Genomic DNA, 26,965 nt, shown 5'->3' with positions numbered 1-26,965 from the left:
GCTCTTAAATAGTAAATGAATCAACTATCTACCATAAAAGAAAGGCTTAAAAATTTTAATGAAACTGAATTTCAAGAGCTTTGTGATTGCTTTTTAAGTTTAAGGAATCGTGGTTATAAAGCATATTCGCGTACAGGTGCTCATGACATTAAGCAAAAGACTACACGAGGTACACCAGATTCTTTTATTCAAATGCCCAACGGACTTTATTTATTTGTAGAATCCACGACAACAGAGCATAAAGGAAGAAGTCTATTAAATAAGCTAAAAAAAGATATTTCTGGTTGTTTGGACGTAGACAAAACAGGGATTCCTATTAATAAAATTCAGGAGATTATTTTATGTTATAATTCAAACCTAAAAGTTGTCGAAATTGAAGAAGTCAACAAAGAAGCTGTCGAAATTTTGGGTACAGTACCAATGCATTACAGTCTTGATACATTAGCAACAGAAATCTTTTTTCATCATAAAAACCTAGCTAAAGACTATTTAGGAATTCCACTTGATACAGGTCAAATTGTTTCATTAGAAAAATTCGTAGAAGAATATGACAAAGGTAAACAAAAACTAGCAACACCATTAGCTGGTATATTTCTACATAGAAATGAAGAACTTAAGGACATTAAATCTAAACTAGCAGATAATGATATTCTTATTATTTCTGGTCCAGCTGGTGTAGGTAAAACAAAGCTAGCTTTAAAATCAATTAACAAGTTCATTGAATCTTATTTAGATTATAATGGTTTCGCTATTTCACCTAAGGGAGCAGACCTAATTGGAGATTTAGGAGCTTATTTTGAAGGAGACGACAACAATATTTTACTGGTTGATGATGTGAATAGAGTTGATAAATTTGAGCAAATATTAGGTTTTTATAGAAGTTTAGATAATGGTAAACTTAAACTTGTTTTAACTGTTCGTGATTATGCTTTAGATAATGTTCGTGAATGGATGAGTGAATATAAAAATTCAATCGTCGAAATTTCAGGTTTTAATTTTGAGGAAATCAAAGCCATTATAGAACAAAAACCTTTTGAAGTTCGACATGGAAAATATCAACTTAAAATTTATGATATTGCAAAAGGAAATGCACGTTTAGCTGTAATGATGGCTATAATTGCCAGAGAAACAAATAAGCTTGAATCACTTAATAACGTTGCAGATTTGTTCGAGAAATACTTCGAAACGTTCGTGAGTGATGAAGATGCTTTTAAGGATAAACGTATATTAAAAGCATTAGGTATTATTTCCTTTTTTTATACGCTACCTTATGATGATAATGAGTTACTAAATTCGGTTGTGAGTTCTTTTTCAATTTCTAGTGATGAATTAAGAGAAGCTTTTGATAAATTGCACAGCTTGGATTTGGTTGAGCTGAATTATGAGCACGTTAGAATTGGCGAACAAAATCTCTCTACTTACTTTTTCTGCAAAGTTTTCATCAAAGACAAATTATTGTCTTTTGCACAGCTTTGGAACAATTACTTCGAACAACTAGAATATAGGTTTAAGGATACAGTTTATCCTATGTATCAAAATTTTGGAAAAGAAGTTATAATCAAAGAAATTAAGCCTACACTTACTTCTTATTGGTCTACTATTAAATCAGATGAAGAAAAAGCATTTCGCTTTTATAATTTCTCGTGGGAATTTTTGCCTGATGAATGTATAATATATTTAGAAGAACGGATTAGCTTATTAGATACTGAAACAACAGATAAATTAAAAACGGAATATGAAACTAATGATTTTGCTAGTACAAATAAACGAGAAAAACATTTAGTCTTACTATCAAACTTTTTTAAAAACCCTATGTTTTTCTTGGATGCACTCGAATTGTCATTTCAATTTGTCAAAAAGAAACAAAAACATCTATCACAGTTAATTTACCACATAGACCAAAATATTTATTTTCTTGATGAGGATTACATCAACCATTTCGAAAGATATGCTATTCTAATAGATTATTTAATTGAGGAATCTGGACAAGGAAGACAAGAAGCGCTTTCTTTTTTTGCTATCTCAAACCAATTGCTAAAGAGATTGAGATGGAGCTATATGAGTAAAAAAGAATCTAAAAAAGATGATTCTAATATTGCTTCAGTTAAACTATCTCGTGGTAAAATACTATATGCACTTTGTAATCTCTATAATGAATATCCAAATGAGGTTTTTGAGGTAATGCTAAACTTTTCAATGACACATGAAAAAGATAGTAAATATACTTTTGCTTTTGATTTAGACTATTTAATTCCCTGGATAGATTCAAACCTAAACAACAAATCTTTTCATCATTGTTATTATGTTCTAGAAATGATACGTTCTTCAAGAAAAGTAAAATATAGTTTTCCTGATTTAAAAAGATTGAAATCAACTTTTAGACATCCAACGTATTCTTTATTTGAGCTAGTAAACTGGGATAGACGTAGAGGTAAAGAAGAATACGATTTTGAAAATTATCGAGAATTTGATGAACTAAAAAAATCTGATATTGCAAAGAAATTAAAGTTTAAAAGAAAAAGAGACGTCAACCAATTTATCTCAAAGTATCGCGAGATTTTAGAGTGGAATCAGATTAAAATATATTCTCAATTCAACGTCTGTGAAGCTATTATTAAGGCTAATTTAAAAAATGATAGTGAAATTGGGTTTACAACTTTTATAGCATTTGTAAAACTTCAGGATGATGGAAGGTTTAATTCAGATTTATCCATACCCTATAATGTAATAGATAACCTGACAGCTAATCCAGAATTAGCAGAACGATTTTGGAAAGTAATTAAAACAAGAAAACTGCATGAAAGATGGAAGCTAGAGGTACTTACGAGTCTTCCCGAAGCATCAATTATAAAGAAGCATATTACTCGACTTTATAAAGCCTTAAACACTATTAATGCAAACTTTGGAATTCAGTTTCAGCGACTAAAAAAATATGAAAAACTTGATGCTGAAGTCCTCATTAAAGTATTCCAGATTGTTGTAAGAAGAATTGATGATGATAATATGAAAATTTGGTTACGTGAAGAATTTTTTATTAAAGTCGTCTCTTTAGTTGAGGATACCGAATTATTAAAGAAAGCTTACATTCAGCAAGATGAACTCGACCATCACTTTGATTATGGAGGTAAATGTTTTTTAGCAGTACTTCAAAAAGATAACAGGTTCTTCCTAGAGTTTTTAAAAGTTATTATTGAAAAAGATACTCTTAAAAGAGCCAGAGACCACAAAGAATTCTCAATAGTTTGGGAATTATCTAATGCTGAAGAAATATTAGATGAAGTAATGGAGTATATGGCTAATAATTTAGATTATTACTTTATTTCAGAACACTTTGCGAATGCTTTTTTCCAATCACTTAATAGTAATAGCGAAAGAGCAGACAAATACCTTCTAAGCTTAATTGCTAGGAATAGTGAACAAGCACAAATGATTCGAATTGTGTTCGATATTATTCATACTAACAGGAAATCTTTATTTGAACAAGCATTTCAATTTTATGTATTAAAAAATCAAGATTTGGAATGTTTTAAAAAAGTTGAATGGACAGACAATCAAGTTGTATATCATGGTAATGCTATAATTGGTGCAATAAGAGCTGCAAAATGGGAAAAACTATTAAGGTTGGTAGAAAACATGAAGTTGAATACTAAAACAAGAGCTATTCGTAATCATATTAAAACTCGCAGAGATAATGAACTTGAATACGCTGAACGTGAAAAGAGAAGGAAATTTTTAAATAATTTCTAAATCATAAAAACAATTTCAAGATGATTTTATAATAGCATTTTTTACAATGAATGAGCTATAACATAATCGGAGAAAAAACGACCTCATAAAATTTTGGTAAAACAATAGGTGAGTGAAGCGTACATATTTTAGGAGTTTAGCAATAAGCTCTCTTAATAGTTAAAAATACACAACGAATTTCAAAGCAATCTTAACGATAAGATTTCCAAATTGTCAAAGCTATTCAAAGTCCCAATTAATTATTACGGTAAAAGTAGAAACGCTAAAAATGGATTTAAGTTAAACGAGTTTAAGTAACTAAAATTCTATTTTACATAATGTTAAAAAAGCTAAAAGAAAAGCTTCAATCAAAGACAAGAGGTAGCAAGTGCTCAGAAATTTTATTTTCGAAATTTTGAGCTGTTGCGGCAAGCTGACGAGAATCTCCTGAAAAATTTACTAACGGATAGTTTCATATAAATCGTGTATTTCAAAATATTCTAAAAGTCTTGCTTTTTTTGGCGCTGGACAAGCGTTGGAAAATTGTGTTTAAATTTACGAGTGAATAAAATTTATCCTGCGGATGACTTTTAAGAATCTGCGGGTTGATGTGGCTGCCTTAAATAGAATACAGTTGAACTTACCGTAGTTTCGTTTTGTCATAATTGCTTTGTTATAATCCACTTGCAGGGCTTATAACGCAACTATGTCAAATAGCGCGGAATACGCGCTATACACGAAACTACTACAATTGTACTATAATGTTCTGCGTTATGTAACTTGAGCTTTGGTTAAAAGTGAAAGTTTTTACTACAGTTTCTTGAAAAAATTTATTCTAAAAAGCTTCTTCTACAATGTTAATGGAACACTTTTTATGCGACGACGTAGGAGGGAAGCATAATGTGTGTGGAATGGAATAGATTTTATATATAACACTTAAACCTATTATTTTACGTTCCTGTACTTTTCCTTTCACTATTTAAAAGTATTTCGTTGCTTTGTCTAAGAATGAATCTCAAAAAAACAAATACAAGTAATACTACGATTTCTCTTTATTGGAAATGCCAATTAATAGGATGGAGCATTGTTTCTATTTATTGGGCATATACAGTATATACAAGAGATAATTATAGTATTTTCTACACGTTTTTAAATTATGTATTAGATATTTCTATAGGAATATTTTTAACACATATGTACAGATTATTTGCTTTAAAAGCAAAATGGAGTAGTTTGCCCATGAGGCAATTACTAATCCGTTTAGTGCCTACAATACTTTTATTAGCCGTTTTATATGTGTTAATAAACAATTTAAAATGGTATGCTTACTGGACCTTGATTGCTGGTGAGAATAAAAATTTATTAGAATCTATTATTTACTGGGATCCGATATTACTTACTGGGCTAAGATTAATGTCCATTTGGTTATTGGCGTATCATTTGTATCATTATTATCAGAAAGAAGTTGTTACAGCAAAAGAAAATGCTCAATTATCTATCATAGCTAAACAAGCACAATTAGATAATTTATCAGCGCAATTAAATCCACATTTCTTATTCAACTCGCTAAATTCAATAAAGTCATTAGTAATTGAAAACCCTAACGTTGCTAGAAGAGCTATTGATTTATTATCAGATTTGTTGCGTTCATCATTATATGAAAAAGACAAAGATTTAATACCTATAAAAGAAGAATTGTCTTTGGTAAAAGATTATATCGAATTAGAAAAAATGCGTTTTGAAGAACGTCTTCAATTAAAAACCAATATTGATGACGACCTCATTAATTATAAGATTCCTACGCTAAGTATACAGTTGTTAATTGAAAATGCAATTAAACATGGAATCGACTTAAAAATTGGTGGTGGCATTATTTTCTTGAAAATTAAAAAGAAGGATAACAATATTCATATTACGGTTGAGAATCCTGGAGTAATTAATCAACATAAAAATGTTGGATTAGGTTTAAAAAATTTAAAAAAACGCCTAGAAATTCAATATAAAAAAAACGCTAGTTTTTGTTTAACAGCTAAAGATAATGACTGTGTAGTTGCAGAAATAATAATTCCAATGCATATAGAAGATGAAAAGATATAAAACCATAATTATTGATGATGAACGTTTAGCGAGAGAAGAAGTAAAACGTGCATTAGAAAAACATCAAGAGTTTGAAATTATTGGTGAAGCAAGTCATGTAGATGAGGCCATATCTTTAATTGAAGAATTACAACCAGATATTTTATTTTTGGATATTCACATGCCTGGTAAATCTGGATTTGATTTATTGGAAGAATTAACAAATGTACCAGATGTTGTTTTTACTACTGCTTATGACCAATATGCTGTAAAAGCTTTTGAGATGAATGCGTTAGATTATTTAGTAAAGCCATTGAGAGATGAACGTTTTTCTAAAACTATTGAAAAGGTAAAGTTGGAATTATCTAAAAGAGTAAAATTAGAGCCTACTGCCTTACCAATGCATCAAAAGATATTTATTAAAGATGGTGAAAAATGTCATTTTATTCCGCTAACAGATATTTACTTTATTGAATCTTTAGAAAACTATGCACGTCTTTATTTTGGTTCTGATAAAGCGATGATTAAGCGTTCTTTAAATTTATTAGCAGAAAAATTAGATCCTAAAGTCTTTTTTCGAGTTAATCGAAGTCAAATCATTAACATAAACTACATTAAAGAGATTCATCCATACTTCAATAATAAATTACAAATTATATTAACTACTGGAGAAAAAGTAGAAGTATCTAGCAGGCAATCCGTCAAGTTTAAAAACTGGAATAGTTTATAAAGAAGTAATCGTTCCGTTATCTAACGTTCATTTGCATTTATTTGCGCTCATGTACTTTTCCTTTTTTGATAGAAAAATACACCTTTACTTTGTACTATAATTAATTTAAAAGCCATATTATTAGTTATTTAAAAGAAGTATTTCAAATAGTAAAAATCATTTTTCTAATTATCATTTCTCTGTTATTTTATTGCTGTGAAGACAACACTTTAGTAGTAAAACAGCCAACATTAACCGATTATGCAGTTGGAGAAACATGGACTTGGAAATATAAAGGTGTAACAACTGAAGGAGAAGTACGTTCAGATGGAGAAGACACAAGAAAAATAATTAATATAGATGGTGCTTTAGGCATGATCATTGGAAAAGACACTATTCCAGTATCAGATATAGTAAAACCAGAAACAAGCAAAACACCAAAATATAAGTGGCCATTAGAAGTAGGGAAAAAATGGAAATATGAAAAAAACTGGACAAGTCAAGATGGTACCACAGGAAAACAAAGTCAAGATGCAGAAGTTTTGTCTTTTAAAGAAGAAAGAGTAGGAGCAGGAACATTTATGGCTTATACCATAGAATACAAAGGAACCGTTTCAAATTCCAGAGGATACAACGCACAAACGGATGAAGTTTGGTTATACGCACCAGGAATAAAAAACTTTATTAAAATGACGCAAACACAAGACGGTTTTTTGTACAGTGAAGAGTTAATTCGTTACTCGAACCCAAATAAAAAGTAACAATGAAAAAATCAGTCCTGATATTATTTTTAAGCACAATTAGTATGACTTCTTTTGCGCAAGAAGTGGCATTTAAGAAGGTGGAACTATCAGATTCTGTAGCGCTTGCAAATCAAATGCAGCAATTAGCAGTATTATGTGATACTCAAAACTTATCAAAATTAGATGTATTTAAGTTCCAGTTAATTAGAGGTAATTATAAAGAGGCTTTAGTTACTTTCAAAAAAAGAATTAAAGAAACACCAATAGATCAAAGACATTATTTAGATATATACATGCATTATGTAGAGGCAAAGCTTTCTAAGAACTTTAAAGGTGCCTTTAAAAAATCTTACAGAAAATACGTAAAGAAATCTGATGATATACAAGTTATTAATTTAGATAAAGCATTAATAATTAGAGATCCTACAGATTATTACGTGAGCAATTTTAAGAATACGTATAGCAATATTAAATCAGAAAAAATAGCACAAGCTACAGCTATAGATTTAGTAAAAAAATATTTTTTAAGCACTGTGTTTTCATCAACTAGAGCTATTTATTTTGAAGAAATAAAGCAAGATCATAAACGCAGATATGCTGTAAATGATAGTATCGTAATTCCGATGAAAGATGGTGCAGAAGTTTCAGTTGTAGTCGTAAAACGAAAAGGAAATTCAACTACTAAAAAATCTGCAATATTAGTTTCTTCAATTTATACAGGAACAAATGTGGCTTCAACAACGTTAGCTGCATCCAAAGGATATGTTGGAGTCATTGCCAATACAAGAGGAAAAAGACGGAGTAAAAGCGACATAAAACCTCTTGAATATGAAAACACAGATGTGTATGAAGTCATTGATTGGATTAGCAAACAGTCTTGGTCTAATCAAAAAGTTGCAATGGTTGGTGGAAGTTATAATGGCTTTACACAATGGGCTTCAATGAAACACAAAGTGCATCCATCGTTAAAAACAATAGTTCCAATGGTAGCAATTGCACCTGGAATTGATTATCCAATGGAAAATAATGTGCTACATAATTATTCATATTCTTGGAATTTTTATGTAACCAACAACAAGTTTTTAGACTTTAAAGCTTCAAATGATTTTAATCGTTGGAATACCTTAAAAAATACGTGGTACAAAACTGGAGTTGCTTTTAATAAGTTAGATAGTTTAGATGGACAAGTAAATAAATTATGGAATACCTACATGCAACATCCTAGTTATGATGACTTTTGGAAAAAAATGATTCCATATAAACAAGAATTTGCAAAGATTGACATTCCAATTTTAACAATTACTGGTTATTATGATGACTCACAAAGAGGAGCAATGTATTATTTTAATGAGCATCATAAATATGCGAAAAATCCAAACCATTATTTATTAGTTGGACCTTATGATCATTGGACTGCACAAACGAAACCAGAGGAAAGTTTAAGAAATTATAAACTAGACAAAACTGCTTTAATAAACATTGAAGAGGACATTATTTATCAATGGTTTGATTACATTTTAAAAGGAAAAGAAAAGCCAATTATTTTAAAAGATAAAGTAAACTTCCAAGTAATGGATACTGATACTTGGATGCATAAATCAAGTTTAAATGCTATGACAAGTGACACCTTAACTTTTCATCTAAGTGCAACTAAAGTTGATGATTTTTATACCTTAATATCAGATGTTAATGCTTCTGAAATTGAAATGACAGTCGATTTTAAAGATAGAGAAAGCATTACTAATACCGAATATTACCCTTGGCCTCTAGAACGTGAACAAATCAACTTAAAAGATGGATTGGTTTTTAAATCTGAAGCTTTAAAAGAAGATGTTCTTATTAACGGATCATTTTTTGGGAATCTTGAATTTTCAATTAATAAAAAAGACGTTGATTATTCTGTAATTGTATATCAACTAACACCAGAAAACAAATATTTTCATTTAAGCTATTATATTGGTAGAGCAAGTTTTGCAAAAGATAGAGAAAAACGTGTTTTATTAACACCAAATGAATTCACAGAAATCTCTTTTAATAATTCTAAATTAATCAGTAAAAAATTAGAAAAAGGAAGTCGTATTGTAGTTGTTGTAAATGTAAATAAAAACAACAACGCGCAAATAAATTATGGTACTGGAAAAGATGTCAATGAAGAAAATATTAAAGATGCTGTAATTCCTTTACAAATAAATTTCACTGGTAACAGTAGTATTTCATTACCTATTTGGAATTCTAGAAAATAAAAGAAAGTAAACCTCTATTTTAAAACTTTAACGAACAATTTTGTGTCATATACCAAAATCCTATGTTAATAAAAAAATATACAACCGACTGGATTACAAATTTCGCAGAACTAAAACGTGAAATTGAAATTGGTTTAAATGGAATTGAATATCACATTGAACACGTTGGCAGTACTTCTGTCCCAAATTTGGATTCAAAACTAATAATTGACATTGATATTATTTACAAAAACGAATCAGAATTTGAAAAAATAAAATCTGGACTAATTAAAATCGGGTATTATCATAACGGAAATCAAGGGCTTGAAAAACGAGAGGTTTTTAAAAGAAACAGAGAATCTTCTCATTGTGTTTTAGACACAATTACTCATCATCTTTATGTTTGTTTAACGAATAGTAAACCATTAGAAAGACACATTTTGATGCGTAATTTTTTGCGTAAAAATGATTGGGCTAGATTGAAATACCAGGAAATGAAATACAAATTAGCAGAAAAAGCAAACCAAAATAAAAAGCTGTACGCAGAATTGAAAGAATTAAATGTCAATGTCTTTATTGACGATATTATAGAAAAAGAAAAAACTAACCTACAACGAAAAAATAATACGAGAAAGATATAGAATCTTAATATAAAACGCTTAAACCTCAAATCTTACGTCCCTGTACTTTTCCTTTCCCTTTATTAATGTATTCCATTACTTTGACTAAAAATCAATAATAGCAGAAATACAAAAAAGATGAAAACTAAAACGTCCATACAACTATCAAAAATACTTGGAGTATTAATTGGGTTTCCAATTATTGCGACACTTATTTCAATATTACTTTCAAGTCAACCTGTTATATCAGGTATTGACCTTAAATCGTTAAATTCATTTTTAGATGCCTATTATTTAAATTATATACTCATCATTTCTTGGTATTTACTTCAATTGTACATCATATCAAGAATTTTAAAAGATTCTAATTGGTCATGGAGTGATATTGGAATTGCGTTATCTAAAAAGAAAATGATTTATTCTATTATGGGATATTTAATTATTGCATTTGGATTACTCATTTTTATAGAAATGGCATTGGCTAAATCAACTATAAACGTTGAAAAATTAAACTCAATCCCTTCATTTAGCCCCAAAACAACAACAGCTAGAGTGATTTTTGTCTTTTTAGCATTGGTTGCTGGTATCGTAGAAGAAATTGTATACCGAGGCTTTGCAATAAAGTCTTTAATGAGTCGTAAAGTAAACAAATGGCTAGCTGTACTAATAGCTTCAATACCTTTTATTTTTCAACACGGAATGAGAGCAATAGACTCAATTACTGGAAATGGAATTTGGTTTGGATGGTATTTTGCCTGGGGCATTATATTTGGAATTATTTTTCTTTTTTCTAAAAAATTATACATTAACATAATAATCCACTGGCTGGTTATCTTATCGGCAATGGTTGGTATTCTACAAGTAATTGAATAGTTTATTTACTTTATCAATCATGAAAAATAAAGAAGAAAAGAAAAATCATCGTTGGCAAACTGCTATTAGTGTGTTATTACTTTTTTTAATAGGATCATTAATAAACATTCCATTTAGCAGAGAGGTAAAAAGATTAAATATAGAAGCAGGAATGTCTAACGTTCGTTTAAATGAATCTGTTTTAGATGACGTCATAACTATTGGGATTAGTAGCTTAGTTTTAGGTACTATTTTGGTGTTTATTGGATTATGGTTTTCGGCTAAGACTAATCTGGGAGCACCTCTTATAACTAGATTTTTTTCAAAACTACCTGTTGCAAAATTAATAGACTGGAAAGCTATTTTTTCTAGTGTTATTTTGGCTACAGTGGTTGCTTTAATTCTATTAGGATTATTTGAATTACAGAAAGAATTGTATCCAGTTGTTGGTAAAATATCGCGACCATCCAAACCTTTTTATGCACTTGTTGCTTTCTCTGCAGGTATTAGTGAAGAGATAATGTTTCGATTAGGATTAATGTCACTAATAATTGCAATTCTTCAATTCTTCAGAAAAGTAGATAACCCAACTAACAAAATGATTTGGACAGGTATTATTATTTCTGCATTGTTTTTCGGATTAATACACCTTCCATTATCAAAGAATTTTGTTGAGTTAACTCCTTTTTCAATTGGTGTGACTATGGTTGGAAACTTAATAACCGGTTCAACCTTTGGATGGATATTTTGGAAAAGAGGTCTTTTGGTAGCTATTATGGCTCATATAGTATTCGATTTGGTTTTCCATGTTATAGGTACGCCATTCACATAGAATAAATAAAAGCATTAGTAAGTGAAACAATTATAGTGGCTCATCGTCTTTAAAGTACATCAATCAATCAAAATATAATCAATATGACAGTTTTAGTAGTAGGGGCAAGTGGTGCCACAGGAAGCAAATTAGTAGAACATCTACTAAATGAAAAACATAAAGTAAAAGTAATTGTAAGATCTCAAGATAAATTGCCAGAATCCTGGAAAATCAATAAGAACTTACAAATTATCACTGCAAGTGTATTAGACTTAAGTGATGCAGAAATGCGTGCTATTGTAAGCGATTGTCATGCAGTTGCTTCTTGCCTTGGGCATAATTTAACCTTTAAAGGAATTTATGGAAAACCTAGAAGATTAGTTACAGATGCTACAAGGCGATTATGCAATGCTGTAAAATCAAATAATCCACAAAATCCTACAAAGTTTGTCTTAATGAACACCACTGGCAATCGTAATCGCGATTTAAACGAGCCAATATCTTTTGCACAAAAATGTGTCATTGGATTGCTTCGTTTGTTATTACCACCTCATGTAGATAATGAAAAAGCGGCAGATTACTTACGAACTCAAATTGGTCAAAATAATAATGTTATTGAATGGGCTGCAGTAAGACCAGATGGCTTAATTAATGAGGAAGAGGTAACCGATTACGAAATACATCCTTCACCAACCAGAAGCGCTATTTTTAATGCAGGTAAAGTGAGCCGAATAAATGTTGGCCATTTTATGGCTAGTTTAATATACGATAATGACTTATGGGCAAAATGGAAAGGGCAAATGCCTGTAATATATAGTACCTCACATTAATAAATCATCAATCAAAATAAGAACAGTATATGTTTTTCAAATCACAAGAAGGAAAAGAAAAAATTCTAAACCTTTATAATCAAAAATTAAATGAGCTCAATATTGAATATTCCGAAAAAAGGATAGAGACAAGTTTTGGTAACACAAATATCATCATAACTGGAGATGTTAAACAACCACCTTTATTACTTATTCATGGCACTGGAGGCTGTGCACCATTAATTTTAGAATCATTTCCGAAACTCTCCTCTAAATTTTGTGTTTATACAATAGATGTACTTGCGCAACCTAACAAAAGTGATGAAGATAGGTTAGATATGAAATCTCTTGACTACGGACAATGGTTATTAGAGGTGGTTATTAAATTAGGCCTTACCAATGTAACTTTAGTAGGATTTTCTTTTGGTGGACTCATAAGTTTAAAAGCTCTTGAGTATAGTCAAGTACATATAAAAGAAGTATTCCTAATTGCGCCTGTTTATATAGTAAACGGAAATCCTCTTTTAGGCTTATTTAAAATGTTTTTGCCTTTAAAAAAATTTATAAAAACAAATAATCAGCAATACATTAAAAAAGTAATGAATGTGCTTTTTACCGAATATGATGATTTTGCATTAGCATTTATGTCAACTACTTTTCAACATTGTAATATGGACTTTTCGCCATTACCAACAATATCCAAAAAGAACGCTCAAAATTTAAATACACCAATTACAATTTTTGCAGCAGAAAAAGATCTTATGTTTCCTGGAGGGAAAATGATAAAAAGATCGAAAAGAATTTTTCCAACTTTAAAGGAAGTAGTTTTACTTAAGGAATCTAAACACGTACCTAGTAATAAAGGGTTCAATGAGATAGAAAAGAAGATATTAAATAGCTTGTAAATTTAGATTAACCATTAATTCTTATTTCATAGTATTATGTAAAATAGAATCTCGATGTTTCTCTCGGCCTTATAAAATTTTGGTTAAAACAATAGAAGAAATGAGCGTCCATATTTTAGGGGTTTAGTAATACAGTTTCTAAAGAGTTTCAATTATACAAGGGATTTCAAAGCAATCTTAACGAGTTACAATGTTTCCTAAAATATAGCGAATGAGCCGTTAATTGTTTCCAAAATTATATGCAGCCTTGAATTTTTGTTTCTTTTGTTTCAAGACAAAAGATAATGAAATATTAAAAAGAAGATTAATTGAAGTTCTAAATATAACAAGTGCATAGAATTTTATTTTTCTTAAAATTTATGCTCTTGTGGCTATCCACGAGAATCGCCTAAATTTTTTATTACGTACATTATATCAAATACGCAATTTTTAATTATAGCAAAAAGGTTAGCTTTTATTTTGGCGTTGGCAAGCGATGGATAATTGTGTTTAAAATAAATTGCCAGAGCAATTTGATTTTATAAAACAATCGAGCGTTTGGTAGCGGCTATTTTACATAACGACAAATTATGGAACAAATGAAAATATGCGTCGCAGACACCGCTTAAAAAAGTTTAATGACCCTGTTGTAAGTTTTAATCGATTCTCAGCGCTTGAGGGCTATTTTATATAATATAGAATTATAGCTTACAAACGGAAATTCTGTTGTCTGGTTCAAATGCTATGCTTTGTACTATAATTTATATTATGTAAAATAGAATGTTTTACTACCACTGTAATTTCCCTTAATTCTATGTCATAGAAATTATAATATGCTAACCCTATTCTATAGCTACCCTGTACAATTTCAGGCATGTAATGTATTTTTTCCATCGCAATACTTCTAAGGCAATTCGCTATTACTGTTTAAATTATGAGGCATCCATTTCATCTTTAAAACCGTCATTTTCATTGGTATGCAAATGGCATGAAAAATGGAAAACAAAATAATAACAACCCTAATAAAATATACATTTCACAAGGAAATCTAAAAAAATTAGAATCACATAAATAAATGCATTATTTTAGTATCATAAAATAAATAGCGTGACGAATAAGCCAAATTTTGTTCTTCTTTCTGAAAACAATACCTACTACGTAGAGTATCTTATTGGGCATCTTGTTTTAGCGAACAGCATTACAGAAGCCGTTATTTTTGAATCGCAATCCCAGGCTATAAAATTTCAAAAATACCTCTATAAAAATTGTAGTATCCGTTTTTCCGTAAATACTTTTATTGCCTAAACGGAACTTATCTACTTTACCGTACATTCCTCTCACTATATAAGAAAGCATTTAATTTAAATAAAAACCAATATCCCAAATACTCAGATAATGAAATACCTTATACTCCTTTTTATTACCACTACTATGGTTTCTTGTTTATCATCAGATGACAAAGACCCTATCAATGTAGACCCTATTGATTATACTACTATCAATGAAGAAGAGATAAAAACCTATTTAACCGCTAACGATCTAGAATCACAAACCACTGCTTCTGGATTGCACTACATCATTGAAAACCAAGGAGACGGCGTAAAACCGTCCGCTTCTTCTAATGTAACCGTAATATATAAAGGATATTTTCTAGACGGTACTGTTTTTGATCAAAATACAGCGGGTTTGGCCATTGGTCTTAATCAAGTTATTAAAGGCTGGACAGAAGGAATTCAATTGTTCAATGAAGGTGGCAAAGGAATTTTACTTGTTCCGTCTCACCTAGCGTACGGCAGCTTTAACTATAACGGCATACCTGGTGGTTCTGTATTGATTTTTGATATAGAATTGAAGTCGGTCAATTAGGTTTAAACGCATCTATGGACAACTTTGCTGTCCGTATGTTTGTTACTGCCCCAACTTGCTCGGTCCATGCAAAATATAGGATTTCTTCGATGATTTCCATTTGTGGAAATCCCGACTTTCTAGAATCGGCCATTTCAGTAATCAATTGACTTTTAGAAGTTGTACCATCTGTACCTACCCGCATAGTTTTGAACAAGGCGGTTTTGTCATCGGCTTCCATCCAACTTACCACTGCGTAATCTTCGTCCATCCAAAGTACATCTACACGACCCATAATCATACCTTCGGCAACCGTAACCGGTAGACTAAATTCTGCTCCGCCATCCGAAGAAAAAGCGATTTGTACTTTTTGTTTTTTTGATGCACCTGTAAACCAAGCTACTACCAAGTTGTTACCCAAGGCATCTACTTTTGGTCCGTTTACCGGACACCCTTTGATCTGCCAATCATCTTTATGTAGTACTTGTGGTGTTGTCCACTCCCCTTTCACCTGACGTACAATACTGATATCTCGTATTTCATTGTCTGAGCGATCTCTATAGACTACTATTGGTCCGTTATCGGTTATCGCAGAGGTAGTCTGGCAACAATCGCACGTTTTAGTATCCAGCTCATACTCTTTCAATAGCTGTCCCGTAACAGAAACTACACCGCCACGCAAGGTCATTGCTCCGCGCTCACCTGCTTCATTTTCTTCGGTATTTCTACCATCTAGCCAATTCACAAAGAAGTTATTTTTATAGGGGACTACACTTATAAAACCGTGTTCTGTGGGTGTGCCATCGGTATGTAAAGACAATGCAGTTTTCCAACCTGTTACACCTTTAGGCTTTACGTTCATCTTTACATCATATGAATAGGTACCTGTGGTAGATTTCTTTAGAATATGGGACCACAGATTACCATTGTTTTCGGAAATCATTGGGTAGTCTGCCCAGTTTACGAACCAATCTGTACCACTCAGTATATTTTGCGCTTCTTGCCATTCGCCATTGATCAATTCTGAAAATTTCATTACTGCCAAGGAATCGTTTGGAGTTTCTACCCATGAAAGTAGCGCAACATCTTTATTAGACATTAGATGCGGCAATGCACTCGCCGGGGTAGCAGGAGATTTCATTTCTTCAACGATAATCATCGATGCTTCCGATTCTGATTTTTTAGGTTTTTCATTACAACCATAAAATAAACCAAACCCTACAAAAAGAATAAAGGAATTGAGTAATAACCGCATTACTGTACTGCTTTTAATTTTTCAATCATCTCAGGACTATCCCATTTCAAACCTCCATCAAAACGTAACACCTGCTCCCCTACTGCATTATAAACAAATGTTGCCGGCAAGGCACTTACATTTATCTTGGCATATACCCCGTTGAACTTTATATAATCTAAATTAAAACCACGCGTTTCTTTAAACTTGTTTATCGTATCTATAGATTGATCAGATGCAAATAGAAATACATAATCCTCATCAGCTAAAATGGCTTGGGCCTTCTCCATATCTGGCATTTCTTCTATGCAAGGTCTGCACCATGTTGCCCAATAATTAAGTACTACACGCTTACCTTTATAATCGCTTAATTCTACTGGGTTGCCTTCTAAATCTTCATAGGTTGAAGTCACCACTTTCTCAGTAGTGGTTTCAATACTTTCAGGTGCTGCCTTCTGGGTCTTTTCCTCTTTACAGGCTACGATCACCATCGTAAAAATTAGGTATATAAATGTTCTTAAATGCATGTTCAAATATACTATTTAGCATTATGAAACCGGTACCCTTAGAAACAAAAAAACCGCCAAATAGGCGGTTTTTCATCTACTAAATGTAGTGTCTTATTTAACTTCTACCAATTCTAATTCAAAGGTCAAGTCTTCACCTGCCAATGGGTGATTTGCATCAACAACGATATCATTCTCGTTTACTTCCGCAACACGTAACTGTCTTTCGCTACCATCTGCATTCGTAGCCATAAGTGCCATATCTACTTTAGGCTCCATATCCTGTGGTAAATCTGATTTTTGAACCGTTTGAAAAAGCTCTTTTTGCTTTTCTCCGTATGCATCTTCTTTAGCGATAACGATGGTCTTTTTATCGTTTGCCTCCATGTCAAGCAATCCCTTTTCAAAACCTGGTATTAAACTACCTTGTCCTAATTTTACATCTAATGGCTCTCTATCTACTGAACTATCAAATATTTCACCATTACTTAATTTACCTGTGTAATGTACTTTTACTTGACTATCTGCTTTTACTTTACTCATACTATTAAATTCTACTATTTAACTTAATTGAGGCGCAAAGGTATCGTTCTCAGTAGGGAATAACGAAAAATATGGCAAAACCTTCACTTTTTATCCTCTTCTTAACATTAAAAGTCAAAAAACTCGTTCTTAATAGGTTATTCCTCTTCTTTTAAAGCTTTTATAGTACCATTAAATCGGATTGGGTTTCTATTGGCCATGTTTATGGATACTACAGCATTCTGGTTAGGAAAGACCTCCATATAAATGGTATATAGATCTGAGGTATCGCTAATCTGAAATCTTATGGTATACTTTTGCTTATTGCTATTAAATTCTTGTGAGTAACTTTCTGGAAGTCCATTGAACTCAATTCCCGTATCGGTTCCATAACCACCACCAAACTGGCGTTCCCCAAAAAAAGGCAAATCAGCGGAAACACTATCACCAAAAATCTTCAGGTAATTAGTATTGCCGTTTAAATCTATACGGGAAATGGTACTACCAGACGGAATAAGTCCGTTGTCTGCAATGGCATTTAAACTAGAAGTAACCATAGGGCTTGCAGATTGTGCCTCAAAGATGATCTGTTTTGTTTTCATTAACTCATGAATAGGATGAGCTGAATTAATTACGGTATTTGAAGACGAACAACTTACCAGAATACCTATAGCACTTATACATAAAAGTAATTTTCTCATAGCGGATAATTTTTTACACCTAATAAGCTACCAAATCTATGCCAAAAGGTGAAATTTAATCTTCAGACTCTTCTTTCCCAAATTTAGTATCCACTTCAACTGACTTCTTAAGGTTTACCTTGCCAGATGCTTTATATAAAACCTTGATCATACGGCGACGCTTTCGATCAGATATATCTAGAGTATCCAATCCTCTAATTTTCTGTTTCAACGCTTCTCTTTGCAACTGTACGGCAGTTTCGTAATCAGGCTCAAATTGAAACATTACCGGACCTTCATTCTCTTCGCCTGTTTTTGTATGTACAGCATGGTTCTTTTGTGAGTTCATTATAGCCGTACAGAAAAATGTGCAGCATATAAATGATCGCATGAAAAATTTCATATTAAATTCATAAGTGTTCTAGGTCTAAAATACTATGATTTTGTTTAGAACACCTTTAATACTAAAACTTTACATCATTTTAGATATTTTAAAACCATTGAACCCAAAAATGGGCATTTAAACGGGTGGTCTAAATCTCATAGTATATTCTAAAAAATCGAATTCAAGTTCAAATGTTTCACGTATGTGATAATTAACCTGTTTATAATGCTCAGGCAATATTTCATTAGAAGATTTCAAGTATCCCAACAATTTTTGATTGGTTTCTGAAAGCTTTGTGATCCTACCCTTTAAATACAACTTGGTTTCAAACAACGCCATAGTGGTAGGCTCATACATATAAGAATCTACCCTTTTTTTAAATTGTTGTATCGTATGATAACAACGCTCCAATTTACCTAAACACATAGATTTGTCCTGTACGTTCTCCATGACAGTTGTTTTAATTAAGAAAAATTGTGGGAATTATACTTCAATATAAAAAAAGAGGCGCATATTTAAGCTATGTTTGTGTAAGTTTAACTTTACTTTAAATTAAACGCATTTTAGCTAACGGTATAGAAACAAAACGATTAGTAATTCTTAACGCCTACATTAAAAAATATTAAGATTTTTTTAGTTGTAATGCGTTGCTGAAATGAGTACCTTAAACTAAACTTTTAGCCTATGAATATCAATTTTGAATACGACGATGTAAAAGCTAGCAACCGATTAGAAATTATGGCTGCTGAGAAAATAGAGAAATTATTGGATAAATATGATTTTATTGTTCGATCCGATGTTTTCTTTAAAAAAGAGAATACCTCTTCTCCTGATTCTGGAATGGTATGTAATATTCGATTGAGCGCACCAGGTCCACGCCTGTTCGCACAGTCATCTTCCGGTAGTTTTGAAGCAGCTATTGCTTCCTCTATTGAGGATTTACAACGCCAATTAGAAAAAAGAAAAGCAAAAATGCAGTCTCATTAGACTGCATTTTTTTTACACTCTTTGCTATTTACAATTCAGCGTAAGTTGTAGATACGGTAGGTAACTATTTAGCACATGGATTTCGCTTATGTTAATGAAATAAGCAATTTAAAGACATGCTCGTAAAGTTCCGAGCTGTATATGGTGTTTATATTTGCGCAAGATTGCGAAGCATTTAAATCTCAATTATCGTATAATATTTTTCTTCTTGCATCATATATCTGGATAGCACCTTACATTTCTTTCATATCATAGCAGTACACTAAATCACACTGCAAAAATGCCATGTCCTTAGGAACGGTTTATCCATAATCCACTTTAACCAGAAGTATAAATGTGTTCTGTAACTCCTTATTTAAAATTACCTAAGATCTAATACATTTGTTTTTTCAACTGCATATTTTAAACAATTATAATCTAAATGCGCGCTAACCGGGACTGATATTCTTTTTCTCCTTATATTTTGACACTTCATTTTTTCTGGTTAATTTTTCATAGGATTACAGTAACTATATCCATTATTCCAATTCATATTTGCAATCTCACAGCAAAATTTAATACGTTGATTTTCAACCATTGAACATTTGAAAGAAATGAAATACATGAAATCAATTTTTAATACCTTTGCAGCTTGAAAATTTCTTTATGATAGTCTGGATTGTATTTATCACCTTAGTTCTAATATTCCTAGCCTTGGATTTAGGCGTTTTTCATAAGGATGAACATGTTATAAAGTCAAAAGAAGCCGGTATCTGGACGGCTATCTTTGTTACGGTAGCCTTTGCTTTTAGTGGCGTTATCTATTGGCTTTTTAGCGAAGAAATTATTGCGAACCCAACGGGCCTATCACCTAATGATGCTGTATTAAAATATATTACAGGATATCTAATTGAACTTTCACTAAGTGTAGACAACGTTTTTGTTATTGCGGTAATATTCTCCTCTTTTAAAATTCCACCTTTGTACCAACACCGAGTTTTATTTTGGGGAATTTTAGGTGCCATCGTTTTTAGGGCTTTAATGATTCTTTTCGGCGTAGCCCTGATCACGAAATTTGAATGGATTATTTATGTATTCGGTGTATTCTTGCTTTACACGGCGTTTAATATGTTGAAGGGTGATGATGATAATTTTGACCCCAAAAATTCATTCGTATTTAGGCAAATTAAAAAGATTTACCCGGTTACCACAACCATGCACGGTCATGATTTCTTTGTAAAACGAATGGGCCTTAATGCTGCTACTCCCCTATTTGTAGCCTTAATCGTAATTGAACTGACCGATATTCTGTTTGCATTAGACAGTATACCCGCAATTTTGGCAATAACCGCTGACCCATTTATTGTATTCAGCTCTAACATCTTAGCTATTCTAGGATTACGTTCTATGTATTTTCTAATTTCAAGAATGCTAGAAAAGTTCAGATATATCAATTATAGCCTTGTTGTTATTTTAGCTTTTGTGGGTTTAAAGATGTTGTTTTCCCATTATGTTCACTTACCTGAATGGGTTTCTTTGACCGTTATTTCGGTAGCATTGATATCTGGCATTTTAGCTTCTACGTTAACCAAAGAGAAAAAATAATGCACCATTACAGCTAATGCAATTTATTTTGCTGCCAATTTAGTATCTATAATGGCCATGGCGTCATTGACGGTTTGCATTTTTTCCATATCCTCATTTTCTAGGCGGATGTCAAAAGCATCTTCAACATCCAAAACAATATCCACAAGATTGGCAGAGTTGATATTTAAATGGTTCATGAAGTGACTGTCTTGTTCAATGTCAGTAACTGCTACGTCTTCCGGCAGATAGATTTTTATTATATCTTTTAATTTCTGATACTTTTCTTCTTTAAGCATATGTGAATTTTATTAAAAATACTTTTTGGTATATATTTATTCTTTTGAAAATGATTTAAAAATAACACACGCATTTACATCTCCGAATCCGAAGCTTGCCTTTGCGATAATTTTTGACTGATGTCTTTTGGTTTCCCTTGGGATGCAAGATTCTGATATGACTGCTAAAATCTCCGGATGGATATCATCACAGTTTACATTTTTAAAAACCACCTGTTCCTTAAATTGTAAAACTGTGGCTACACTTTCTATACTACCTGCCGCAGCCAAACAATGACCCACCGATCCTTTGAAAGAATTTATATACGGAAAATCATCATATTTTCTTTCCAGTGCTTTACTCCAATTTTCTATTTCCAGTCCGTCTTTAGACGTTGCGGTTAAATGTCCGTTGATGACATCAATATCAGAAGCTTCAATTCCCGAATTTGTAATGGCATTACGAATACAGCGCTGCACCGCTATACTATTTGGTGCAGTCATGGATCCTTCTCCTATTTGACCACCGCTATTGATTTCTCCTCCAAGTACTTCTGCATATATACGTGCTCCACGTTTCTTTGCACTTTCTAATGACTCTAGCACCAAAGCTCCTGCGCCACTTCCGGGTATAAATCCGCCCGCTGTGGCACTCATAGGCCTGCTTGCTTTTGTGGGATTGTCATTATAACCTCTTGGTAGAATACGCATGGCATCAAAACCACCCCATACATACGGTCCACTATCGCTACAACTACCTGTCAGCATAATTTCAGCCTTACCCTGACTAATTCTGTCGTAGGCCATAATAATACCCTCGGTACCCGTAGTGCATGCTGCGGAGTTCGTAGTAACTTGATTTCCACAACCTAGCAATCCGCCTAAATAGGCACTTATGCCGCTTGCCATAGTCTGGATTACCGAAGTACTGCCAAGCCTACGCACATTTCCTTCATCAATTAAATGAATAGCTTCCCTAAACTTATCGACCCCTAAAATTCCTGTTCCAAAAATAACTCCACGGTCCCAACTTGGTTCATCTGTTGTATTTTTCTCTAAACCGGCATCTTTCCAAGCATCTATACCTGCTATGACCCCGTATACAATTCCCGTAGCATTCAAGCCCCTACGTTCTAATGGCGTAAAATAATATTCTATGAGCTTATCTTTTACTAAAGGTTCTCCCGCTACTTGACAACCAAAGCCCAACTTCTCTAAATTTGGCTGATGCCGTAGTCCGCTTTTACCATCCAGCAAAGCATTGGTGAAATCAGTAAGCCCTACACCATTTGGCGCACATACTCCCAAGCCCGTAATTACAACACGTCTATTCATTTCCTGTGTCTATCATGCCTGCCAAAACTCCTTTGCAGACCAGTTTATCATCTTCATCATACATTTTCACTTCACATTTTAATTTTTGAAATCGGTAGTAAACCAATTCCGACACCACCCTAACACATTCCCCCGGAAAAACGGGTAGCAAAAATTCCATTTGTGAGCTGCTCATGCCAATGGTTATATTTTCTAATTTCGTCTCTTTCCCTAATAGATGTATTCCCAAACATACCAAGCCAATTTGTGCACAACATTCGGTCAATAGCACTCCCGGAGTAACAGGATTGTTTTTAAAATGGCCTTTGTAAAAATGGGCATCAGGTGAAAACCGATAACTGCCTTCCGCACCTTTATCATTTACATAACTAATCTCCTCTACATAAAGAAATGGTTCTGTGTAGGGCAAGCGGTTCAATATCCAATCATAAGATTCTTTCATCACCATTATATTACATCAAACTTTCTCCACCATCCACTTTAATCACGGTTCCGGTAATCCATTTTGCTTCATCCATAGTTAGCAAATACACTGCATTTGCAACGTCTTCGGGCAGTGTTAATCTGTTCTGCGGATTCTTTTTTAACGCATTTTCCTTTATCTTTTCGTATCCGGGAATCATAGAAAAGGATTTGGTCATGGTAATACCTGCCTGTATGCAATTCGCCTTTATACCCATTGGTGCAAACTCTAACGCAATACTTCTGGTCAATGCCTCTAAAGCCACTTTAGCCACAGAAACAGCTCCATAATTTGGTAATGCCTTCGTATTCCCTTCACTTGTAAATGATATGATGCGCGTATCTTCAGCAAACAACCCCGCCGTTGCCAATGCTTTGGTCCAATCATATAAACTCAGTGCCATGGCATCAAAAGTGATTCTAAAATCGGTAGCTGTCAACGTTGGTCCGCTTTCTGAATGCATGGGCTTCAACGTTCCTTTTGCCACACTATGTATCAACACTTTTATTTGATGTCCTTGTGGGAGTTGCTGTTGAATGTTAGAAATAATATCTGAGCGTTTATCGGCATTCAACACATCTACGTTCATGGCTAAAAATGAATTACCAAAGCCACGAATTTCATCGAATCCTTTTTCAATATCATCCATAGCGGCACGGCGATCACGGTGCATGATTAAAATATGGTACCCGTGACGAGCCAATTTCTTTGCCGTAGCTAGACCTAGACCGCTACTTCCTCCTAAAATCAATGCCCAATGCTTACTTTTCATAATTACTTTTTGATTGTTTTACCATTCTATTAAAACCCGTTGTGCAGAGAACCCGGGACCAAAACTCAATATTAATCCCTGTTCACCTGCTGCTATATCTTTTTCTAAGAAACGCTCTAACACGTATAAAACAGTAGCGCTACTCATATTACCGTACAAACGCAACACCTCTCTTGTATCAATTATATTCTTACCTAAAGCACCAAAAAGCGATTCTACTGTCTGTACTATTTTCTTTCCTCCGGGATGAAATATTAAGTGGTCTACGTTCTCAATATCACTCCCATACTTTTCTAGAAATGGATGTACGATATCCCCAAAGTGATCGGAAATGGTTTCTGGCACTGCGGGATCAAGAATCAGCTTTAATCCGTGATTGGTTAGATCAAACCCCATCATTTGGGTAGCGTCCTTAAAGTGATACATTTCTTCCCCAATGATCTTTGGACCAACCGCATCTTCTTCAGATGATAGTAAAACACAAGCTGCGCCATCTCCAAAAATAGCGGCACTTACCATATTTGCCATGGAAAAATCTTCTAGCTGAAAGGTTGCAGTGGGACTCTCAACAGCAACCAAAGCAATACGCTTACCTGGATTTGATTTTAAGAAGTTATGGGCATAAATAAGTCCGGATACTCCAGCGGCGCAACCCATTTCTGTTACCGGGAGCCTTACAACATCTTGCCGCATACCCAATTCATTGATCAAATATGCATCTAAAGACGGAATCATAATACCCGTACAACTTACCGTAATGATATAATCTAAAGAAGTAGCGGTCCAATTACTTTTCTCTAGTGCGTTTTTTAACACATTTACTCCCATTCGCTTGGCTTCCTTACTATATATTTTGTTTTTATCTTCAAAAGAAGTGGTTACAAATACATCTTCTGGTGGCATAATTGAATACCGTTTATCTACCGCCGCACCTTCAAAAATCTTAACGACCTTTCTAGAGAAACGCTCCTCTTGTTCGCTCAGCCAGAATTCTACAAGGGGAATAATATCCTTAGTATCTCTAGAATACGGTGGCAATTCTTTGGTTACACTAACAATTCTTGTATGATTCATAGTTGTTCTTAATCTTCAATCTACCTATTTCTTTTTTAAAATCCATGCATATCTAAATGCCCATTTCCATTTGATGTGATGAGATGCCTGGGTTACCTGACCTGCAAAATGCTGTAATTCTTCCTTTTTAAATGCCCTACGGATGGATAACAGGCCGTCTTTTTTGGCAATTTCCGTTTTAATAAAGAAGAAACTGAATGCCTTAAATAAATAATAGGCAACGGGACTCCGCTCCAAATCATTTATCACTACGCCCAATTTTGCTATTTCTACATACCGATTTACAAACTTAAGCACTCCTTTATCCGTAAAATGATGCAAGGTCAATGTGGTCATTACTACATCTATATCCCATTCAGAAAAATCGGACTTTAAAATATCGGTCTTTACATAACTGATCTCTGGATAATATTTGGAATATTGCCGTGCCAATTGCAAGCCTTGCTCATTAAAATCTACTCCGATCAATTTTAGTTTTATATTTCGTTTTCTAGCCACATCTGCCAACTTTCTTAGCATGGTTCCTTCCGCGCAACCCATATCTAAAATCGTATACGATTCCTTAAAACCCAATCTAATCAACTCAAAAACAGCACTTAAAGTAATACGATAACCACCCAGCAATTTATTTACCCTATTGATGTCTTGTAGTATGGTTTCCAACTCATTTATGGGACCAGAAAAGGTATCCATAAGCTCCACTTCACTACTTCTATGTGTAAAATCTCTCATTATGCTATCAAGTCCCCATGGGTTTTAGAAATAATAAACTTCAATATTGAATTGGACCTTCCAACGGATTTTATTCCTACCGAAACCCATGTTTTGTTCATTAGAATACCTTGTAATTTTCTGCCGAACCACAGACGTTTTTTAAAAGCTTTTGCCCAGGCCCCCTTATAATCTTGTTCTAAAATATTTCTGGAATAATCTGCATCTTTAAAAAAACGTACAATAAATTCAGAAGCTATTTTTGCACTATGAATAGCCATTGCCATACCATTACCACATAAAGGATGTATGAGTCCCGCAGTATCTCCGCACATAAGCATGTGATCCACAACATTTTCTTTTTTATCGAATGCTATTTGGGCTATGGTCATAGGCTGGTCAAATATGGGCTTGGCACTTGATAAAAACTGCTTTAAAAACGGGTTTTCGGCAACTACCTCCGTATTAAAACTTTCTACATCTTTATACTTCTTAAAACTATCATAATGAGCCAGGTAGCAGAAATTGACAGCTCCAGATTCTGTTTGTGATAGTCCGCCATAACCGCCCTTAAAATTATGCAATGCCACTAAATTCTTAGGGAAATCGGCTATGCTATAATGTGCTTTTACAGCCAACCAAGATTGCTTTCTCTTACTGAAATCCCTATCTAAAGTTTTGTCAAGAACAGAACGTTTACCATAAGCCCCAATGGCTATTTTAGAAGAATAGCATCCGGACTTGGTCTTAATGGTAAAAAGGTCTTCTTTGAAAACTGTTTCAATCACTTTCTCAAAATAAAACTGAACACCCAATTCCTGTGCTCTTTGATATAGCAAATGATCAAGCGCATATCTACTAATCCCGAATCCGCCCAATGGCAAATCGGTTTCCACTATGTAGCCGTCTTGAGTGCTTATTTGAAACTTTGAGATGTCTACAGCTCCCTCAAATTTAAGGTCTATCCCTAACCGTTTTAAATACGGTTGTATTTCCTTGGATACATATTCACCACATACTTTATGATGCGGTAATGGTTTCATTTCAATAACGGCAACATCCAAGCCTTCCAAAGACAAATGAATGGCGGCAGTCAAACCTGCCAATCCACCTCCAATAATTACTATGCTATGCTCTTTCACTGCATGGAAGTTACAC

Annotated in this window: 27 protein-coding genes; 14 read left to right on the top strand and 13 right to left on the bottom strand. The window is 33.1% G+C overall.

Features of this window, described 5'->3' with window-relative positions; all coding sequences use genetic code 11:
* The first annotated feature begins 15 nt into the window (after nucleotides 1–15).
* From BW936_RS09965 to BW936_RS09910, 12 genes are all read left to right on the top strand, one after another.
* Complete coding sequence (locus BW936_RS09965; protein ID WP_076548240.1) at nucleotides 16–3,747, top strand: nSTAND3 domain-containing NTPase; 3,732 nt, start codon at nucleotides 16–18, stop codon at nucleotides 3,745–3,747.
* A 987-nt stretch (nucleotides 3,748–4,734) separates the two neighbouring features.
* A complete protein-coding gene (locus BW936_RS09960; RefSeq protein ID WP_076548239.1) occupies nucleotides 4,735–5,823 on the top strand; it encodes a sensor histidine kinase in 1,089 nt (362 codons plus the stop codon).
* Complete coding sequence (locus BW936_RS09955) at nucleotides 5,810–6,532, top strand: LytR/AlgR family response regulator transcription factor (RefSeq protein WP_076548238.1); 723 nt, start codon at nucleotides 5,810–5,812, stop codon at nucleotides 6,530–6,532. Before BW936_RS09960 ends, BW936_RS09955 begins: the two co-directional genes overlap by 14 nt.
* A gap of 353 nt (nucleotides 6,533–6,885) precedes the next feature.
* Entirely contained in the window at nucleotides 6,886–7,272 is a 387-nt protein-coding gene (locus BW936_RS19925; RefSeq protein ID WP_244156208.1) for a hypothetical protein, read from the top strand.
* 2 nt (nucleotides 7,273–7,274) lie between these two features.
* A complete protein-coding gene (locus BW936_RS09945) occupies nucleotides 7,275–9,497 on the top strand; it encodes a CocE/NonD family hydrolase (RefSeq protein WP_084182041.1) in 2,223 nt (740 codons plus the stop codon).
* 62 nt (nucleotides 9,498–9,559) lie between these two features.
* A complete protein-coding gene (locus tag BW936_RS09940) occupies nucleotides 9,560–10,117 on the top strand; it encodes a GrpB family protein (RefSeq protein WP_076548236.1) in 558 nt (185 codons plus the stop codon).
* Nucleotides 10,118–10,234: 117 nt separating this feature from the next.
* The gene (locus tag BW936_RS09935) at nucleotides 10,235–10,969 is read left to right on the top strand and encodes a CPBP family intramembrane glutamic endopeptidase (RefSeq protein WP_076548235.1); all 735 of its coding nucleotides are present in this window, start codon (nucleotides 10,235–10,237) and stop codon (nucleotides 10,967–10,969) included.
* Nucleotides 10,970–10,988: 19 nt separating this feature from the next.
* Nucleotides 10,989–11,780 (top strand): CPBP family intramembrane glutamic endopeptidase, encoded by a 792-nt coding sequence (locus BW936_RS09930; RefSeq protein ID WP_076548234.1) that lies wholly within the window; start codon nucleotides 10,989–10,991, stop codon nucleotides 11,778–11,780.
* 83 nt (nucleotides 11,781–11,863) lie between these two features.
* Complete coding sequence (locus BW936_RS09925; RefSeq protein ID WP_076548233.1) at nucleotides 11,864–12,589, top strand: NAD(P)-dependent oxidoreductase; 726 nt, start codon at nucleotides 11,864–11,866, stop codon at nucleotides 12,587–12,589.
* A gap of 29 nt (nucleotides 12,590–12,618) precedes the next feature.
* The gene (locus tag BW936_RS09920; RefSeq protein ID WP_076548232.1) at nucleotides 12,619–13,473 is read left to right on the top strand and encodes an alpha/beta fold hydrolase; all 855 of its coding nucleotides are present in this window, start codon (nucleotides 12,619–12,621) and stop codon (nucleotides 13,471–13,473) included.
* 1,086 nt (nucleotides 13,474–14,559) lie between these two features.
* Complete coding sequence (locus tag BW936_RS09915; RefSeq protein WP_076548231.1) at nucleotides 14,560–14,757, top strand: hypothetical protein; 198 nt, start codon at nucleotides 14,560–14,562, stop codon at nucleotides 14,755–14,757.
* A gap of 90 nt (nucleotides 14,758–14,847) precedes the next feature.
* A complete protein-coding gene (locus tag BW936_RS09910) occupies nucleotides 14,848–15,318 on the top strand; it encodes an FKBP-type peptidyl-prolyl cis-trans isomerase (protein WP_076548230.1) in 471 nt (156 codons plus the stop codon).
* Here BW936_RS09910 and BW936_RS09905 read toward each other — a convergent pair.
* The 6 genes from BW936_RS09905 to BW936_RS09880 all read right to left on the bottom strand — a co-directional run bounded on the left by BW936_RS09905 (nucleotide 15,311) and on the right by BW936_RS09880 (nucleotide 19,074).
* Complete coding sequence (locus BW936_RS09905; RefSeq protein ID WP_076548229.1) at nucleotides 15,311–16,552, bottom strand: hypothetical protein; 1,242 nt, start codon at nucleotides 16,550–16,552, stop codon at nucleotides 15,311–15,313. The two genes, BW936_RS09910 and BW936_RS09905, sit on opposite strands and share 8 nt — an antisense overlap.
* Complete coding sequence (locus tag BW936_RS09900; RefSeq protein WP_244156207.1) at nucleotides 16,552–17,058, bottom strand: peroxiredoxin family protein; 507 nt, start codon at nucleotides 17,056–17,058, stop codon at nucleotides 16,552–16,554. Before BW936_RS09900 ends, BW936_RS09905 begins: the two co-directional genes overlap by 1 nt.
* Before the next feature lie 93 nt (nucleotides 17,059–17,151).
* Nucleotides 17,152–17,580 (bottom strand): FKBP-type peptidyl-prolyl cis-trans isomerase, encoded by a 429-nt coding sequence (locus BW936_RS09895; protein WP_076548227.1) that lies wholly within the window; start codon nucleotides 17,578–17,580, stop codon nucleotides 17,152–17,154.
* 137 nt (nucleotides 17,581–17,717) lie between these two features.
* Nucleotides 17,718–18,260 carry a DUF4251 domain-containing protein gene (locus BW936_RS09890; protein ID WP_076548226.1) on the bottom strand — a complete coding sequence of 181 codons (543 nt, stop codon included), beginning with the start codon at nucleotides 18,258–18,260 and terminating at the stop codon, nucleotides 17,718–17,720.
* A 55-nt stretch (nucleotides 18,261–18,315) separates the two neighbouring features.
* Nucleotides 18,316–18,630, bottom strand: a complete 315-nt coding sequence (locus BW936_RS09885; RefSeq protein ID WP_143744095.1) for a hypothetical protein — start codon at nucleotides 18,628–18,630, stop codon at nucleotides 18,316–18,318.
* Between the two features lie 129 nt (nucleotides 18,631–18,759).
* Nucleotides 18,760–19,074 (bottom strand): hypothetical protein, encoded by a 315-nt coding sequence (locus BW936_RS09880; protein WP_076548224.1) that lies wholly within the window; start codon nucleotides 19,072–19,074, stop codon nucleotides 18,760–18,762.
* A gap of 234 nt (nucleotides 19,075–19,308) precedes the next feature.
* Here BW936_RS09880 and hpf point away from each other — a divergent pair, with 234 nt between their 5' ends.
* Together hpf and BW936_RS09870 are read left to right on the top strand one after the other, a co-directional pair.
* Complete coding sequence (gene hpf, locus BW936_RS09875; RefSeq protein ID WP_076548223.1) at nucleotides 19,309–19,611, top strand: ribosome hibernation-promoting factor, HPF/YfiA family; 303 nt, start codon at nucleotides 19,309–19,311, stop codon at nucleotides 19,609–19,611.
* Between the two features lie 645 nt (nucleotides 19,612–20,256).
* Complete coding sequence (locus BW936_RS09870) at nucleotides 20,257–21,195, top strand: TerC family protein (protein WP_076548222.1); 939 nt, start codon at nucleotides 20,257–20,259, stop codon at nucleotides 21,193–21,195.
* Between the two features lie 23 nt (nucleotides 21,196–21,218).
* Here the strand turns inward: BW936_RS09870 and BW936_RS09865 are convergent, their stop codons facing one another.
* The 7 genes from BW936_RS09865 to BW936_RS09835 are packed head-to-tail and all read right to left on the bottom strand — an operon-like array spanning nucleotide 21,219 to nucleotide 26,949.
* Nucleotides 21,219–21,473 (bottom strand): acyl carrier protein, encoded by a 255-nt coding sequence (locus BW936_RS09865; protein ID WP_076548221.1) that lies wholly within the window; start codon nucleotides 21,471–21,473, stop codon nucleotides 21,219–21,221.
* Between the two features lie 36 nt (nucleotides 21,474–21,509).
* Complete coding sequence (locus BW936_RS09860; RefSeq protein ID WP_076548220.1) at nucleotides 21,510–22,787, bottom strand: beta-ketoacyl-[acyl-carrier-protein] synthase family protein; 1,278 nt, start codon at nucleotides 22,785–22,787, stop codon at nucleotides 21,510–21,512.
* Complete coding sequence (locus tag BW936_RS09855; protein WP_076548219.1) at nucleotides 22,780–23,229, bottom strand: 3-hydroxyacyl-ACP dehydratase FabZ family protein; 450 nt, start codon at nucleotides 23,227–23,229, stop codon at nucleotides 22,780–22,782. The genes BW936_RS09860 and BW936_RS09855 overlap by 8 nt, the downstream gene beginning before the upstream one ends.
* Nucleotides 23,230–23,239: 10 nt before the next feature.
* Nucleotides 23,240–24,022, bottom strand: a complete 783-nt coding sequence (locus BW936_RS09850) for an enoyl-ACP reductase FabI (protein ID WP_076548218.1) — start codon at nucleotides 24,020–24,022, stop codon at nucleotides 23,240–23,242.
* Nucleotides 24,023–24,040: 18 nt separating this feature from the next.
* Entirely contained in the window at nucleotides 24,041–25,096 is a 1,056-nt protein-coding gene (locus tag BW936_RS09845; protein ID WP_076548217.1) for a type III polyketide synthase, read from the bottom strand.
* Nucleotides 25,097–25,120: 24 nt separating this feature from the next.
* A complete protein-coding gene (locus tag BW936_RS09840; protein WP_076548216.1) occupies nucleotides 25,121–25,828 on the bottom strand; it encodes a methyltransferase domain-containing protein in 708 nt (235 codons plus the stop codon).
* Nucleotides 25,828–26,949, bottom strand: coding sequence for an NAD(P)/FAD-dependent oxidoreductase (locus BW936_RS09835; RefSeq protein WP_084182047.1), 1,122 nt, complete (start codon nucleotides 26,947–26,949; stop codon nucleotides 25,828–25,830). Before BW936_RS09835 ends, BW936_RS09840 begins: the two co-directional genes overlap by 1 nt.
* Nucleotides 26,950–26,965: the final 16 nt, after the last annotated feature.

This window comes from Maribacter ulvicola, assembly GCF_900155985.1.
GTDB classification, from domain to species: domain Bacteria; phylum Bacteroidota; class Bacteroidia; order Flavobacteriales; family Flavobacteriaceae; genus Maribacter; species Maribacter ulvicola.
Note: the sequence above shows the minus strand (reverse complement) of the source record. Positions and strands in the feature narration are given on the sequence as shown.

Excerpts from the sequence above, each read along its gene's own strand:
- hpf (WP_076548223.1), top strand. The coding sequence starts at position 19,309 with ATGAATATCAATTTTGAATACGACGATGTAAAAGCTAGCAACCGATTA.
- BW936_RS09860 (WP_076548220.1), bottom strand. The coding sequence starts at position 22,787 with ATGAATAGACGTGTTGTAATTACGGGCTTGGGAGTATGTGCGCCAAAT.
- BW936_RS09870 (WP_076548222.1), top strand. The coding sequence starts at position 20,257 with ATGATAGTCTGGATTGTATTTATCACCTTAGTTCTAATATTCCTAGCC.
- BW936_RS09940 (WP_076548236.1), top strand. The coding sequence starts at position 9,560 with ATGTTAATAAAAAAATATACAACCGACTGGATTACAAATTTCGCAGAA.
- BW936_RS09885 (WP_143744095.1), bottom strand. The coding sequence starts at position 18,630 with ATGCGATCATTTATATGCTGCACATTTTTCTGTACGGCTATAATGAAC.
- BW936_RS09955 (WP_076548238.1), top strand. The coding sequence starts at position 5,810 with ATGAAAAGATATAAAACCATAATTATTGATGATGAACGTTTAGCGAGA.
- BW936_RS09905 (WP_076548229.1), bottom strand. The coding sequence starts at position 16,552 with ATGCGGTTATTACTCAATTCCTTTATTCTTTTTGTAGGGTTTGGTTTA.
- BW936_RS09945 (WP_084182041.1), top strand. The coding sequence starts at position 7,275 with ATGAAAAAATCAGTCCTGATATTATTTTTAAGCACAATTAGTATGACT.
- BW936_RS09930 (WP_076548234.1), top strand. The coding sequence starts at position 10,989 with ATGAAAAATAAAGAAGAAAAGAAAAATCATCGTTGGCAAACTGCTATT.
- BW936_RS09965 (WP_076548240.1), top strand. The coding sequence starts at position 16 with ATGAATCAACTATCTACCATAAAAGAAAGGCTTAAAAATTTTAATGAA.
- BW936_RS09925 (WP_076548233.1), top strand. The coding sequence starts at position 11,864 with ATGACAGTTTTAGTAGTAGGGGCAAGTGGTGCCACAGGAAGCAAATTA.
- BW936_RS09935 (WP_076548235.1), top strand. The coding sequence starts at position 10,235 with ATGAAAACTAAAACGTCCATACAACTATCAAAAATACTTGGAGTATTA.
- BW936_RS09850 (WP_076548218.1), bottom strand. The coding sequence starts at position 24,022 with ATGAAAAGTAAGCATTGGGCATTGATTTTAGGAGGAAGTAGCGGTCTA.
- BW936_RS19925 (WP_244156208.1), top strand. The coding sequence starts at position 6,886 with ATGATCATTGGAAAAGACACTATTCCAGTATCAGATATAGTAAAACCA.
- BW936_RS09840 (WP_076548216.1), bottom strand. The coding sequence starts at position 25,828 with ATGAGAGATTTTACACATAGAAGTAGTGAAGTGGAGCTTATGGATACC.
- BW936_RS09895 (WP_076548227.1), bottom strand. The coding sequence starts at position 17,580 with ATGAGTAAAGTAAAAGCAGATAGTCAAGTAAAAGTACATTACACAGGT.
- BW936_RS09890 (WP_076548226.1), bottom strand. The coding sequence starts at position 18,260 with ATGAGAAAATTACTTTTATGTATAAGTGCTATAGGTATTCTGGTAAGT.
- BW936_RS09900 (WP_244156207.1), bottom strand. The coding sequence starts at position 17,058 with ATGCATTTAAGAACATTTATATACCTAATTTTTACGATGGTGATCGTA.
- BW936_RS09960 (WP_076548239.1), top strand. The coding sequence starts at position 4,735 with ATGAATCTCAAAAAAACAAATACAAGTAATACTACGATTTCTCTTTAT.
- BW936_RS09845 (WP_076548217.1), bottom strand. The coding sequence starts at position 25,096 with ATGAATCATACAAGAATTGTTAGTGTAACCAAAGAATTGCCACCGTAT.
- BW936_RS09920 (WP_076548232.1), top strand. The coding sequence starts at position 12,619 with ATGTTTTTCAAATCACAAGAAGGAAAAGAAAAAATTCTAAACCTTTAT.
- BW936_RS09865 (WP_076548221.1), bottom strand. The coding sequence starts at position 21,473 with ATGCTTAAAGAAGAAAAGTATCAGAAATTAAAAGATATAATAAAAATC.
- BW936_RS09855 (WP_076548219.1), bottom strand. The coding sequence starts at position 23,229 with ATGAAAGAATCTTATGATTGGATATTGAACCGCTTGCCCTACACAGAA.
- BW936_RS09880 (WP_076548224.1), bottom strand. The coding sequence starts at position 19,074 with ATGGAGAACGTACAGGACAAATCTATGTGTTTAGGTAAATTGGAGCGT.
- BW936_RS09910 (WP_076548230.1), top strand. The coding sequence starts at position 14,848 with ATGAAATACCTTATACTCCTTTTTATTACCACTACTATGGTTTCTTGT.